This window comes from Actinomycetes bacterium (genome assembly GCA_022599915.1).
In the GTDB taxonomy this organism is placed as follows: Bacteria; Actinomycetota; Actinomycetes; order S36-B12.
Genome location: JAHZLH010000019.1, coordinates 16315 through 31192, shown reverse-complemented (window position 1 = coordinate 31192; position 14878 = coordinate 16315). Strand labels below are relative to the sequence as shown.

Below are 14878 nucleotides of genomic sequence, written 5' to 3'. Positions count from 1 at the left end.
GGACGAGCAGGCTGCTCGCCCGAGTTTTGGTTCAGTCCACTAGCCCGGTTCCCACCAGCGTGCTGCTACACCATTAGCGGTCGAGCCGATGCAGGGATCGGGCGCGGCAAGTTGGTGCTGCCCGTGAGGTAGGAATCCACCGAGGCGGCCGCGGCACGACCCTCGGCAATCGCCCACACGATCAGCGACTGGCCGCGACCAGAATCGCCAGCGACGAAGACGCCGTCAGCTGCGGTGCTGTAGTCGTCGTTACGAGCGATGTTGCCCCGCTCGTCGAGTTCCACCCCGAACTGGGTGATCCAGTTGCCCTGTTCCACACCGGTGAATCCCATAGCGAGGAATACGTAGTCCGCCGGGATTTCCCGCTCGCTACCCGCGACCGGCTGGAAGCGGCCATCCACGGATTCCACTTCTTCGAGGCGCAGTGCCTTGACTCGACCGTCGTCTCCCGCAACGAAGTCCTTGGTGGAAACTGAGTAAACTCGGTCGCCACCTTCTTCGTGAGCGGTGGATACTCGGTAGGTCATGGGATAGGTCGGCCACGGCTGTGAATCCGGTCGATGCTCCGGCGGATGCGGCATGATTTCCAACTGCGTGACGGATGCTGCACCCTGACGATGCGAAGTGCCCAGGCAGTCTGCGCCGGTGTCACCGCCACCGATGATGACCACATGCTTGTCGTGAACGTCGATAGGCGATTCAGCAATATCGCCTTGGACTACCCGGTTGGCCAGCGGCAAATACTCCATCGCTTGATGAACACCGTCGAGGTCTCGGCCAGGCACCGGCAGGTCACGCCACAGCGTGGCGCCGTTGGCCAGCACGACCGCGTCATACCGCTGCCGCAGATCCTCACCAGTGACATCGGTTCCTACGTCGACGCCAGCGCGGAAGCGTACGCCTTCTGCCGTCATCTGCTCAAGCCGTCGATCGAGATGCATCTTCTCCATCTTGAACTCGGGAATTCCGTAGCGAAGTAACCCGCCGATTCGGTCCGCTCGCTCGTACACCGCGACGGTGTGACCGGCGCGAGCAAGTTGCTGCGCGGCCGCTAGTCCTGCGGGACCAGATCCGACGACGGCAACAGTTTTTCCGGACTGCCGATCCGGAATCCGGGGCTCGATCCAGCCTTCATCCCAAGCCCGATCGACGATCGACACCTCAACCTGCTTGATAGTGACGGCAGGTTGGTTAATGCCCAGCACGCAAGCGGTCTCGCAGGGAGCCGGGCAGAGCCGACCGGTGAACTCGGGGAAGTTGTTGGTGGCGTGCAACCGCTCGCTGGCAGCGCGCCAGTCATCCCGCCACACCTGATCGTTCCACTCCGGAATCAGGTTGCCCAGCGGGCAACCGTTGTGACAGAACGGGATACCGCAGTCCATGCAGCGACCCGCTTGCTCTTGTACGGCGCCGGTCTCCATCTCTTCGTAGACCTCGCGCCAGTCTCGGATACGAATGTCTACTGGGCGGCGCTCCGGCAACTGCCGGTCAGCCTTCATAAATCCGCGCGGATCAGCCATGAGAAGCCTCCATCACTGCCGCGATCGGATCGCGGCCCTCGAGTTCAGCACGGGCACGTGCCTGTAGTACCCGCTTGTAATCAATCGGCATGACCTTGCCAAAGCGGGCAAGCGCCGCTTCCGGATCGGCGAGCAACTGCTCAGCGACCTCGGACTCGGTCTCTTCAAAGTGTCGGCGAATGGTCTCGATCAGGAATTCCCGATCTTCCTCATCCAGCGGCTCCAACATCACCATTTCGGTGTTGATCTTCATCGGGTCCGGATCCAGCAGGTACGCGACACCACCGGACATCCCGGCCGCAAAGTTGCGGCCAGTTGCTCCGAGCACAACGGCGCGACCTCCAGTCATGTACTCACAACCGTGGTCGCCAATGCCTTCCACGACAGCAACCACACCGGAGTTACGCACACAGAAACGTTCACCAACTCGGCCCCGCAGGAAGACCTCGCCAGCCGTGGCGCCGTAACACACCACATTGCCCGCGATGATCTGCTCTTCGGCGGCAAAGCCCGCGACCCGGTTGGGTCGTACGACTAGACGGCCACCAGACAATCCCTTGCCGACATAGTCGTTAGCGTCGCCCTCCAACCGCAGCGTGATGCCGCGCGGCACGAAAGCACCGAAGGACTGGCCAGCGGAACCGAGCAGCGTGAGATCGATAGTGCCGTCAGGTAGGCCGTCGCCGCCATAGGCTCGAGTGATTCTGGAACCCAACATGGTTCCCACAGTCCGGTTAACGTTGCGAACTTCAACCTGAGCTCGCACCGGCTCTCCGGATTCGATGGCCGGGCGGCAGATTTCGATGAGCTCATTGTCCAGTGCCCGGTCGAGCCCGTGATCTTGCGTCACCACCTGGTGGCGGGGGTGATCGACCTCAGGTACGTGCAAGATCGGCGTGAGATCCATACCGTGGGCTTTCCAATGCTCCACCGCGGCCTTAGTCTGCAACATCTCAGAGTGGCCGATGGCTTCATCAAGCGACCGGAAGCCCAACTGGGCCAGGTATTCCCGCACCTGCTCGGCAATGAAAAGGAAGAAGTTAACCACGTGATCTGCCTGGCCGGTGAAGCGTTCCCGCAACACCGGGTTTTGGGTCGCTACCCCAACCGGACAGGTGTCGAGGTGACAGACCCGCATCATGATGCAGCCCATTACCACCAGCGGCGCAGACGAGAAACCAAACTCCTCCGCGCCAAGGAGTGCGGCCACGACGACGTCACGACCGGTCTTAAGCTGACCGTCGGTCTGCACAACCACCCGGTCCCGCAAGCCATTCAGCATTAGCGTCTGCTGGGTCTCTGCCAGACCCAGTTCCCAGGGACCACCGGCATGCTTCAGCGAGGTCAACGGCGACGCCCCGGTACCGCCGTCATGTCCGGAGATCAGGATGACGTCGGCGTGCGCCTTGCTGACACCAGCCGCCACGGTACCGACGCCCACCTCGGACACCAACTTCACGTGGATTCGCGCCTCGTCGTTGGCGTTCTTCAGATCGTGGATCAGTTGAGCGAGATCCTCGATCGAGTAGATGTCATGGTGCGGCGGTGGCGAGATCAGTCCAACACCCGGCGTCGAGTGACGGGTCTTCGCCACCCAGGGATACACCTTGTGACCGGGCAGCTGGCCACCCTCGCCGGGCTTGGCACCTTGAGCCATCTTGATCTGAATATCGTCTGCGTTCACCAGAAACTCACTGGTGACGCCGAATCGACCAGAGGCGACCTGTTTGATGGCTGATCGTTTCGAATCACCGTTGGACATCACCTCAAAGCGCTCCGGATCTTCACCACCTTCACCCGTGTTGGACTTCGCACCCAGTCGATTCATCGCAATCGCCAAGGTCTCGTGCGCCTCGGCAGAAATCGACCCGTAGGACATTGCCCCGGTGGAGAAACGTTTAACGATCTCGCTGGCCGGCTCCACCTCATCGACGGGGACTGGCGGCCGAAGACCCTCGGAGAAGTCGAACAGGCCCCGCAGCGTCATCAATCGGGTGGCCTGATCATCAACTGCGTCGGTGTATTCCCGGAAGATGTCGGCGCGATTTTCCTTGGTCGCGTGCTGCAACCGGAACACCGTCTCCGGGTCAAACAAATGCGGCTCACCTTCACGGCGCCACTGGTATTCCCCGCCAACATCCAAGCGGCGATGGGCGGGCGAGATCCCGCTAGGCGGGTAGGACACGCGATGGCGCAAGGCCACCTCTTCGGCGATCACGTCCAAGCCAATGCCGCCGAGCTTGGAGGTAGTTCCGGTGAAGTAACGGTCCACCAGTTCCTGGGACAAGCCAATAGCTTCAAAGATCTGCGCACCGCAGTAGGAGGTGACGGTAGACACGCCCATCTTGGACATGACCTTGAGGACGCCCTTGCCCAGTGACTTGATCAGATTACGGACTGCGGTGTCCGGCGGCGTATCGCCCAGCGATCCTCGCCGTGCCAGGTTCTCCACGGTCTCCATCGCGAGATACGGATTGACTGCTGCAGCTCCGTAGCCAATCAACAGTGCGACGTGGTGGACCTCACGGACGTCACCTGCTTCCACGATGATGCCGGCCATGGTCCGGCTCTTCTCTCGTACGAGGTGGTGGTGGACCGCGGACGTCAGCAGCAGCGACGGGATGGGAGCGTGTTCACCGTCGGATTCACGGTCGGACAAAATGATGAAGCGCTTGCCCTGTCGGATCAGGGCATCGACCTCACGACAGATTTCATCGAGCCGCCGCTCCAGCGCAGCGCCGCCGCCAGCAACTGGATAAAGTCCCGACACCCGAGCGGCAGCCAGACCTGGCTGATCACCGTCCACGTTGAGGTTAAGAATCTTGGCGAGATCGTCGTTCGAGATCACCGGGAACGGCAAGCGCAGTTGCCGACAGTGGGTGGCGTCAACCTCCAACACGTTTCCTTCCGGTCCGATGCTGGTGCTCAACGACGTCACGATTTCCTCGCGGATTGCATCCAGCGGCGGGTTGGTGACCTGGGCGAACAACTGAGAAAAGTAGTCGAACAGCATTCGCGGTCGGTCGCTGATGGCCGCGATCGGAGTGTCGGTGCCCATTGAGCCAATCGGCTCCATCCCATTACGGGCCATCGGGGACAACAACACCCGGAGCTCTTCTTCGGTGTAGCCGAAGGTCTGCTGCCGACGCAGTACCGATGCGCGGGAATGCACGATGTGCTCCCGCTCGGGCAGTTCGTCCAAGTGCAGAATTCCCTGCCGCAGCCAATCCTCGTAGGGCTGTTCGGCCGCCAACTCCGCTTTGATCTCATCGTCTTCGCGTATGCAACCGGCAGCGGTGTCCACCAAGAACATCCGACCGGGTTGCAACCGCCCCTTGCGGACGACCTTCTCTGGCTCGATATCGAGAACGCCGGCCTCCGAGGCCAGCACGACCAGCCCGTCATCGGTCACCCAGAACCGACCCGGACGCAATCCATTGCGGTCCAACACGGCACCGATCACGGTGCCGTCGGTGAAGGACACATTGGCGGGACCGTCCCAGGGCTCCATGAATGAGGAATGGAATTCGTAGAAGGCGCGCCGGGCTGGATCCATACCGGGGTTGTTCTCCCAGGCTTCGGGGATCATCATCAGCACCGCATGATGCAGCGGACGGCCACCGAGGTGGAGCAGTTCCAGCACCTCGTCGAAGGACGCAGAGTCGCTGGCACCGGGAGTGCAGATCGGGAACAACCGGGTCAGGTCACCGGGGATCAGACTGCTAGTCAGCATCGCTTCCCTGGCCCGCATCCAGTTGCGGTTACCCATCACAGTGTTGATTTCACCGTTGTGGGCAATCATTCGGTAGGGATGCGCCAACGGCCACGACGGGAAGGTGTTGGTGGAGAACCTCGAGTGCACCAACCCGATCGCGGAGGTGAATCGCGGGTCCACCAGATCAGGGAAGAACTGCTCCAACTGAGCGGTGGTGAGCATGCCCTTGTACCCGATGGTCCGCATCGACAGTGACGGGAAATATACATCGGTTTCGCGTTCCGCCCGACGCCGCAGGCAAAAGGCCATCCGCTCCAACTGCATATCAACCAATGCCGGGTCGATCGCCGACACAAAAATCTGCCGGAACTGCGGCATCACGCTCTTGGCGGTGAGACCGACCATGCTGTCGTCGACCGGCACGTCGCGCCAGCCCAACACCTGCAAGCCTTCCTCCGCCGCGATCTCGTTGATCCGGGCTACCGTCTCTGCCGCCAGTTCATCATCTTGGGGCAAGAAGCCAGTTCCCACCGCGTAGGCACCTGGTGCCGGCAGTTCGAAATCACAGACGGCCCGGAAGAACTCGTCCGGTATCTGGGTGAGAATACCGGCACCGTCGCCAGAGTCCGGCTCCGAACCAGAGGCACCGCGATGCTCCAGATTCTTCAATGCGGTCAAGGACTTCACCACGATGTCGTGGCTCGGCTCACCAGTCAGCGTGGCAACAAAAGCCACGCCGCAGGCATCCCGCTCAAAGCGGGGATCATAAAGGCCCTGAGTTGTGGGCAGGTCCGTGGTCATAAGGCACCTCCGTCGTCGCCCGCTCGGGCACGGCCGCTGGGCGGGAAAGGCAAGGGGACTCACGGGACGACATTGGCCCGTGGACTTGGATAGTAACTGTCTGAAGGGCCCCAGCACAATCCTGGCACTATCGGCACGGGAAATCGCTGCACACAACCCGCCGCTGATCGCTACCGTCGCATCGTGAGCAGTAGTTCCTCGACCAGTGGCGCTGACAGCGCCGCTGGTGAGCACTCTGGCACCAATCCGGCCTGGTTTTCCGCGATCATGGGAACCGCCGGCACCGCTGCGGTGCTCGCGCTGGATCCGCTGCCATCGGTGGATCTGGCAGCTATCAGCACTTCGCTGGCTTGGATATTGCTGGGGTTGTCCGGAATCGCTTTCCCCATTCTGCTGGCGCAGTTCATGCGTACTTCTCGCACCCCTTGGCAGGACATGGCCTCGCCACAGGTTGGCCCCGCCTATGCGACTATTCCCGGCGCCATGTTGGTGTTGATGGTGGCGTTGTCGATTCTGCTGGATCTCGGCACCCTGCCGGTGTGGGCTTGGTGGCTGGTGCTGGTCTGGACCGCAGTCGGCGCAATTTTGGCCGTGGTAGTGACCGTACGACTCTTCGTAGCCGCCTTCGCCGACGACTCGTTCCCAGTGCAGCATTTGTCCGGCATGTGGTTTGTTCCAGAGACCGCGCTGATGTTGGCCGGAATCGTATTGGGACGCATGGCGGTCTCTGGACTCGATGAACCAATTAACTCGTTGATATTCGCCGCGATCGCCTTAGTTGGTGCTGGCGTGCTGCTCTTCGCGTTGACCGCCGCAGTCTTCTTTACCCGACTAATTCTGCATCCGCATGTGCGGGCCAATGGTGCGCCAGCCATGTGGATCATGCTCAGCCCGCTATCGATCAGCATCTTGGCGATGCAGCAGGTCAGCTTGGAAGCGGAGATTCTCAACTCGGAAGCTGGCAGAGAATCGGCCGCCTTCCTCGACCTGTTGGCGGTCTTGCTGTGGGGTTTTTCGTTGTGGTGGGTGCTAGCGGCTGCGGCTATCACTTGGGGAAGTCGCGCGGGCGCCTTCACTCACTCGCCGGCCGACTGGTCCTACGTCTTTCCGCTGGCCGGCCTATCGCTCGCCACTATCGAACTCAGCCGCCTGTGGGACGCGTTACCACTGCAATGGCTCGGGGCAACCTTCGCAATACTGCTGTTCGCCGTGTGGATAACCGTTACTACGGACACACTGCGACAGCGCGGACGCAGTCGCGCACTGGCTACGGATTAATCAGAGTTGGGCGTGGACTGAGCGTTCGGATCGGATGAGTCCGAATCGAGGCCATCAGTCGTCTCAGCGGCTAGGTTGCCTTCCAATCCGCTGGAATCGGCGTCGGCGGCAGCCTCCGGATCTAACTCCGCCGGATCTTCCCGGCCTGGATGACGCCGCGCGCTGATGACCAAGAAGATCACCGCACCAAACCCCACAATCAGCGAAGTCCAAACGTTGAGCCGCAGACCGAAGATTTCGTTGGCAGCATCGATGCGCAGATTCTCAATCCACAATCGACCCAGACAGTACAGCGCCACATAAAGCGCGAATACCCGACCATGGCCCATGCGGAAGCGACGATCCGCCCACAGCAGCACCGCAAAGACGGCTAAGTTCCACAACAGTTCGTAGAGGAACGTCGGATGGAAAGTCTCGAAGGCCTCATAGCCGGGTGGTCGATTCGCTGGATCGATCTCCAGACCCCACGGCAGGTCCGTGGGGGCACCGAAAAGCTCCTGATTGAAGTAGTTGCCTAACCGGCCAATGGCTTGCGCCAACACGATCCCCGGCGCGATCGCATCGCCGAAGGCAGGTAGCGGCACTCCCGCCCGGCGGCATCCGATCCAGGCACCCAGGGCACCAAAGGCCACAGCACCCCAGATCCCCAGGCCGCCCTGCCAGATCTGCACTGCCCCGGACCATCCGGAACCGCCTTCGCCGAAATACAACTGATTGTCGCTGACAACGTGGTAAATCCGGCCGCCAACAATGCCAAACGGCACTGCCCAGATGGCCACGTCCATGACGGTTCCGGCGCGACCGCCGCGGGCTACCCAGCGCTTTTCACCCAGCCACACCGCCATAACGATGCCGATGATGATGAACAGCGCGTAGGCGCGCAGCGGCAGCGGCCCTAGGTACCAGACACCCTGCTCGGGGCTGGGGATACTTAGCGGAAGCGTCACCACGGTTGAACTGTGCTGCTACTTGTCGGACTTGTCCGCGTCACTTGAACCGCCAGCTGCCTCGATAGTCGCGATGAGTGCGTCAGGCGAGGCGTAGGCTTCCTGCTCCAACTGCTCCCCGTTCAAGACCAGTCCAGGTGTACCACCGATCTGGTTTTCGGCCATCGCGATGGTGCCGTTGGCAGCCCACGGCATGTAGGTCTTATCCGCGATGCATTGGTCAAAGGTCGCCTTGTCCTCACCCTTGATGCCTACCTGCTCACCGAAGGCCTTCAACTGCTCGTCAGTCCAACCGACCCCTTCTTCTTCGGGTTGGTTCGCGTAAACGATGGAGAGGTACTCCTGAGTCTTGCCAGCATCAACCGCACAACCCCAGGCAGCGGCGGCCCGCTGCGAGTTCTGGCCGGGGAAGTTGGCATCCAAGAACGACGTACTACGCACGATAACTTCGGCCAACCCCTGGTCAGCGATGGCTTTCACGGTGGAGCCGAAGGCGGCCTCAAAGGCGCCGCAGGCGGGGCATTGAAAATCTTCCCAAATCGCAAGTACTGGCTTGCCGGCTGCCTTGTTATACGGGATGCCAAACTCGTTGGGATCTCCGGCAGGGATGGCACCAGTGGGTTGCACCGCATCGGGGTTCGGCTTGTCGATGGCCTTGTTGTCTTCCGCAGTTTGCACCGCGAAGAAGATGATGGCGAGGACAGCCAGCGCCACTACCCCACCGATGATGAGATTGATGGTCCGCTGCCGGCGCTTGGCCGCGGACTCTTCCTTGGCGCGAGCTTCCGCAGCCCGCTGCTTCGCTTTGCTCGAACTTGAACTACCCATGTCGGGGAGCCCCTTCCCATCGATTCACCCACTGTGGATTGTACGGTGCCACATCGCCAACTGGTGGAAGACGGCGGCGCACAATGTCACAGATAGCCAACAATCACCATCACCGCCATGATCGCCAAGATCAACACACTGATCAGAATGTCGGCCTTATAGACGCGCAGCGGCGTGGCCGTCACTCGCTGCAGGCCGGCACCAAAGTTGCCTTCAAGCAGATTGATTCGGGTCAGCGACATCCACACCAACAGCGTGGTGGCGGTCACGGTAAGGCACCAGGGACACAGCGCACCGATTTCGTAGTAGGACTGGTGGAACAACCAGAAGGCGAACACTAGTCCGATGGAGTAGACCCCTTGGGCGGCGAGCATGAACCAGCGTGGGAACAGCACCCGGCCGCCCCAACCAAGCAGCGCCACGGCGACCGTGATGACTACTGGCTCCGCCATGAGGCCGAGGAAACTATTGGGAAAGCCCAACAACTCGGCCTGCCAGGAGGTACCCACGGTGCCGCAACTGATCTTGGTGTTGATGTCGCAGGAGAAGATGGCATTCGGGTTCTCCGCCAGGATCAAGGCATCAACCGAGAGCACAAAAGCCGCTACCAAGCCGATTGTGCCAAAGACCAACATTTCTACCGCGGGCCACACGTGTCGCAGCGGCTCCGGAGCAGCCGGGCTGAGATCTTCCTCGATCTCGGCGTCAGTTGCCATGTCTGTCTCCGTCATCTCCAGGTCCGGTGAGGGCCGACCTAACTGTCTTGCAGCAGGTCAAGGTTGCTGCCGCCAACATTACCGCCCATTCTCAATGACGTTGGGAGGCCTCGACAAGTTCCCGCGCCAGGCCCGCTACCTCTCGCTCCGCCTCATCCGTGTCCTGGGCCGCCAAGATTCGCTTGACAAACGCCGAACCCACGATCACCCCGTCGGCAAACTTCGCGACCTCCCGCGCCTGCTCTCCGGTGGAGACTCCCAACCCCACCGAGATGGGGGTATCGGTGACTTCGCGCAGCCGTGCAACGAGTGCCTCGGCACTCCCGCTGACTGCGGTGCGCACCCCAGTAACTCCCATCAGCGAGGCCGCGTAAACAAATCCTGAACTGGCATCGGCGAGGACTTGCAGTCGTTCGGCGTCTGAAGACGGTGCAGCTAAGAACACATGCGCTAGCCCACGTTCATCGCTGTCAGCGATCCAGGCGGTGGCTTCTTCTGGGATCAGATCCGGAGTAATCGTGCCCGCGCCGCCCGCCGCAGCCAAATCCGCCGAAAACTTTTGCGCCCCGTAAGAGTCGATCAGGTTCCAATAGGACATGGTCAGCAACGCAGCCGGGGTATCAGCACAAGCCGCCACCACGGCCAGCGCATCTGCGGTCGTCGTACCAGCGGCCAACGCGATCTCGGCTGCCTGGCAGATCACTGGGCCGTCCATCACCGGATCTGAATAGGGAATCCCCACTTCCACCATGTCCACGCCCTCGGCAATCATGGCCCGAATCAATCGGATAGATGTCGCCTGATCAGGAAAGCCCGCGGGCAAATATGCGATGACCGCAGCGCGATTTTGCTGCTGGGCCCGCTCGAAGGCCTCAGCTACCGAAACGCTCACTCGTTATCCTCATCCGCAACCAAGCCTAGGTACTCGGCAGCCGTATCCACGTCTTTGTCGCCTCGCCCGCTCAGATTGACCAGCAGGATTGCCTCTGGGCCCAGCCGACGCCCCACCCGCATGGCCCCAGCCAGACCGTGCGCGGTCTCCAGCGCCGGAATGATGCCCTCGGTGCGGGAGAGCAACTGGAAAGCGGCCATGGCCTCGTCGTCATCGACCGGCTCGTAGTTGGCTCGCCCCAGGTCGTGGAGTTGGGCGTGCTCCGGACCTACGCCGGGATAGTCCAATCCGGCGCTAATGCTGTATGAGGGCCTGGTCTGTCCGAAATCGTCTTGCAGGATGTAGGTGCGCGCCCCGTGCAACACCCCCGGTCGGCCGCCACTGAATCGCGCGGAATGTTGCCCGGTGGCCACTCCCCGACCGCCCGCCTCGAAGCCGTACAGCGCCACTTCCGGATCGTTGATAAAGGCACTGAACAACCCAATCGCGTTGCTGCCACCGCCAACGCAGGCCAAGACCGCATCAGGCAATCTGCCGTAGCGCTGCAGTACCTGTTCCCGTGCCTCGGTGCCAATGATGGATTGAAAGTGCCGCACCACCTGTGGGAACGGAGCAGGTCCGGTCACGGTTCCCAACACGTAGTGGGTGGAGTCCACGTTGGTAACCCAATCCCGCATCGCCTCGTTGATCGCGTCCTTCAGCGTTCGGGTCCCGGCCGTCACCGGAACCACTTCGGCCCCGAGGATTCGCATTCGGGCTACGTTGAGCGCCTGCCGCTGCGTGTCTTCTTCGCCCATGTAGACGGTGCACTCGACGCCCATCAAGGCCGCGGCAGTCGCGGTGGCGACGCCATGCTGACCGGCTCCAGTTTCGGCGATGACGCGGTTCTTGCCCATCCGTTTGGTCAGCAGTAGTTGACCAATGACGTTGTTGATTTTGTGACTACCGGTGTGGTTCAGGTCCTCACGTTTCAACAGAACTGTCGCGCCGCCGCACTCGGCGGCAAACCGGTCCGCCGAGGTGAGCGGGCTGGGTCGACCTACGTAGTCGGCAAAGAGCCTCTCGAGTTCCCGGGTGAACTCGGGATCGTTACGGGCCCGTTCAAACTCAGCAGTCAATTGATCGAGAGCGTGCATCAGCGCCTCAGGCACAAACCTGCCGCCATAGTCACCAAATTTGTCCGAAAGGCCGGACGGAGCAGATGTAGTCACAACTACAACGCTATCCCCCATGCGACGGGTGCGCACCAGCCGTCACCAGTTCGTGCACCGCCGCCTGCGGATCGCCCTGCGTCACTAGCGACTCTCCGACCAGTACCGCGTCGGCTCCTTCGTGGGCGTAGGTCAGCAGGTCGTGGGGTCCACGGATACCCGATTCGGCTACTTTGATGCAGGAATCCGGAATGAGCGGCGCTACCTGCGCGAAGACCGCTGGGTCAACATTGAGCGTCTTGAGATTGCGAGCATTGACCCCGATCAACTCCGCACCAGCCGCGACAGCTCGATCCACTTCATCCGTCTCGTGGACCTCTACCAGTGGCGTCATCCCCAACGATTGCGTGCGCTCAACCAGACTGACGAGGGCTTCTTGCTCCAACGCGGCAACGATCAGCAAAACCACGTCCGCGCCAAAGGCACGGGCCTCCCACAGTTGGTAACTGGTGACGATGAAGTCTTTCCGCAGAATCGGAATGTCTACGGCGGCCCGTACTGCAGCCAGATCAGCCAGCGAGCCACCGAACCGGCGTTGCTCGGTGAGCACGCTGATCATATGCGCGCCACCTGCCTCATAGCTGCGGGCGAGATCAGCCGGGTCCGGGATATCGGCCAGCGCACCACGACTGGGGCTGGCTCGTTTCACCTCGGCAATGACTTGGACACCACCATCGCGAAACGTGGCGAGACACTCTTTGGGACGTGCCTGCTTCGCGGCCCGATCTTTGAGGTCTTCCAGCGATGCGCCAGTCATCCGAGCAGCAACGTCCTCACGGACACCCACAAGGATGTCGTCAAGAACCGTCATTGCCGCCTCCGGAAATTCGAAGTGTTCGATCACAGTAGCGAGCGGCCCCGGCCAGCTAACCGCTGGGTCCGACTGCCGGGGCACTACTCGATGGTTTTGGTACTGGCGAGCGGCAGCCAGACGCCAAAGGCTGCGCCTCCTTCGGGCGCTGGCCACACCCGGGCAACACCACCCATGCGATCAGCCAGCCGACCAACTAGCGCCAGACCCACTCCGGTTCCGACTTTGCGAACTCCTTGATAGCGACTGAAAAGTTCTGCCGGTTCAAACGCCACCGCCATATCCGCTTCCGTGAGGCCCGGCCCGCCGTCTCGAACCGACATTGCACCGTAGTGGTCATCGCTGGCTACGGCCAACACGATTGGCTGTTCAGCCGGGGTGACGCGCAGAGCATTCTCGATCAAGTTGTCGAGGATCTGGCGCACCCGCTCTGGGTCCGCCTGCACGATGACGGCCTCGTGAGGAACCTCCAGCCGTAGTTCCACCGCCGCCGCGTCGCAACGGTTTCGCCAAGCAGCCGCCGCTCGCCGGACCATATCGGCCAGATCCACGCCGGTAAGTTCAATCGACATGTCCACAGCGCCCAGTCGAGCCAGATCCAACAGATCGGCGACCAACCGCTCCAGTCGACGGGTTTCGTCGACTACGGCGGCCCCCGCCGCTGCAGAATTGTCGGTGAGACCGTCCGATAGCGCCTCGCCGTAGCCCCGAATCGCCGTCAACGGCGTGCGCAACTCGTGCGACACCGACAATAGAAACTCCCGTTGCCGACCCTCGCTGGCGGCTAACGAATCACCAAGCCGATTGAGCGATTCGGCGATATCGGCGATTTCTTTAGGCCCGGCAGCATCGAGTCGCGCTTCCCGCTCGCCAGCCGATAGCCGCTCAGCCGCTTCGGCCGCATTGCGCAGCGGTCGGGTCAGCCGGCGAGCGACCAGCAAACCAATCGCCGCAGCCACTGCCGCACCCACGAGCACCGAGATCAGCAGCCGTCGCAGATCGTCATTGATGAGATCGCTGGCATCCGCGGGCGCGAGCAGGACTAAGCCGAATCCCCCCGACAGCGGCCGACCAGACACCAACACCTCATCGCCGGCGATAACAGCGGACCCGCTGATGCTGGCTCCCTGCAGGATTTGCTGTTGCACGCGAGCGTCCAGCCCGGCAACCGGTGCCAGTCGAGGTCCAATGAGATAGGCGTCCACCCCTGCTGCTTCAAACTGTCGCTGGACGCGGGAAATGTCAGCCGGGTCAACCGGTTGCTGCAGCGCCGCTACCCCCACGTCGGCCAGCCGCGCCAACTCCGTTTCCGCGCGCACTTGTGCCCCCTGGTTGACCAACGGCAACGCGACCAGCAGAGTGACGAGCGCTGCGATCAACGCCACGACCACACTCACACCGATCATTCGAGTGGTCAGGCTGTCGCCGAACCGCCGCTGATTAGCCATCGTCGCTACCCGCGGACTCCGAGTCCGGCGTTTGAGCGGAGTACCCAACGCCACGTACGGTGCGCAACGGGCTTGCCTCACCCAACTTGCTCCGCAACTGCGCCACATGAACGTCAACGGTTCGCGTTCCTACTGACTCCGGATATCCCCAAATTTCTGCCAGCAGTTCAGCTCGCTCGATCACTCGGCCAGGTCTGGCCACTAGGTATGCCAGCAGGTCGAACTCCGTGGCCGTCAGGTCGACTTCTCGATCGTCAGTCCAGACTCGTCGTGCGGCGGCATCGACCCGGACTCGTCCTATCGTGATCGGGCCGGTCGGTCCGGCGGCGCGCCGAACTGCCGCCTTTACTCGGGCCACCAGTTCTCGCGGGCTGAACGGTTTGGTGATGTAGTCGTCGCCACCAAGTTCGAGACCTAGTACCCGGTCGATCTCATCATCGCGGGCGGTACAGAACAACACCGGTGTCCAGTCGCCTTCAGCCCGTAGTTGCCGACAGATCTCGGTGCCATCCAGCGACGGCAGCCCGACATCTAACACGATAGCTACCGGCGAGCCGCGGCGAGCCTCGGCCAAACCGGCGGCACCATCGCTGACGTGGGTTACCTCAAATCCGTCACGCCGCAGGTAGAGCGAGACGACATCGGCGATCGCTGGCTCATCTTCGACGACAAGCACAGTGCCGCGAGGAGCGGATTCGGCCACTCGGCGGT

The 14878-nt window shown here is 61.8% G+C and carries 11 protein-coding genes; 1 reads left to right on the top strand and 10 read right to left on the bottom strand.

Annotation, left to right across the window (positions count from 1 at the left end; translation table 11 throughout):
* Positions 1-65 precede the first annotated feature (65 nt).
* On the bottom strand, positions 66-1520 hold the full coding sequence (locus tag K0U62_03350; GenBank protein ID MCH9800555.1) for a glutamate synthase subunit beta: 1455 nt from the start codon (positions 1518-1520) through the stop codon (positions 66-68).
* The gene (gene gltB, locus K0U62_03345; GenBank protein ID MCH9800554.1) at positions 1513-6036 is read right to left on the bottom strand and encodes a glutamate synthase large subunit; all 4524 of its coding nucleotides are present in this window, start codon (positions 6034-6036) and stop codon (positions 1513-1515) included. The genes K0U62_03350 and gltB overlap by 8 nt, the downstream gene beginning before the upstream one ends.
* Before the next feature lie 183 nt (positions 6037-6219).
* Between gltB and K0U62_03340 the strand changes: the two genes are divergently transcribed.
* Positions 6220-7314, top strand: coding sequence for a hypothetical protein (locus K0U62_03340; protein ID MCH9800553.1), 1095 nt, complete (start codon positions 6220-6222; stop codon positions 7312-7314).
* Here K0U62_03340 and lgt read toward each other — a convergent pair.
* From lgt to K0U62_03300, 8 genes are all read right to left on the bottom strand, one after another.
* Positions 7311-8264 (bottom strand): prolipoprotein diacylglyceryl transferase, encoded by a 954-nt coding sequence (lgt, locus tag K0U62_03335; GenBank protein ID MCH9800552.1) that lies wholly within the window; start codon positions 8262-8264, stop codon positions 7311-7313. The two genes, K0U62_03340 and lgt, sit on opposite strands and share 4 nt — an antisense overlap.
* A gap of 15 nt (positions 8265-8279) precedes the next feature.
* Positions 8280-9089, bottom strand: a complete 810-nt coding sequence (locus K0U62_03330) for a DsbA family protein (GenBank protein MCH9800551.1) — start codon at positions 9087-9089, stop codon at positions 8280-8282.
* A gap of 86 nt (positions 9090-9175) precedes the next feature.
* Positions 9176-9805 carry a vitamin K epoxide reductase family protein gene (locus K0U62_03325; GenBank protein MCH9800550.1) on the bottom strand — a complete coding sequence of 210 codons (630 nt, stop codon included), beginning with the start codon at positions 9803-9805 and terminating at the stop codon, positions 9176-9178.
* A 91-nt stretch (positions 9806-9896) separates the two neighbouring features.
* On the bottom strand, positions 9897-10697 hold the full coding sequence (gene trpA / locus K0U62_03320) for a tryptophan synthase subunit alpha (GenBank protein ID MCH9800549.1): 801 nt from the start codon (positions 10695-10697) through the stop codon (positions 9897-9899).
* A complete protein-coding gene (gene trpB / locus K0U62_03315) occupies positions 10694-11929 on the bottom strand; it encodes a tryptophan synthase subunit beta (protein ID MCH9800548.1) in 1236 nt (411 codons plus the stop codon). The genes trpA and trpB overlap by 4 nt, the downstream gene beginning before the upstream one ends.
* Positions 11919-12719 (bottom strand): indole-3-glycerol phosphate synthase TrpC, encoded by an 801-nt coding sequence (gene trpC / locus K0U62_03310; protein MCH9800547.1) that lies wholly within the window; start codon positions 12717-12719, stop codon positions 11919-11921. The genes trpB and trpC overlap by 11 nt, the downstream gene beginning before the upstream one ends.
* Before the next feature lie 83 nt (positions 12720-12802).
* A complete protein-coding gene (locus K0U62_03305) occupies positions 12803-14167 on the bottom strand; it encodes a HAMP domain-containing protein (GenBank protein MCH9800546.1) in 1365 nt (454 codons plus the stop codon).
* Entirely contained in the window at positions 14160-14870 is a 711-nt protein-coding gene (locus tag K0U62_03300) for a response regulator transcription factor (GenBank protein ID MCH9800545.1), read from the bottom strand. The genes K0U62_03305 and K0U62_03300 overlap by 8 nt, the downstream gene beginning before the upstream one ends.
* Between the last annotated feature and the right edge of the window lie 8 nt (positions 14871-14878).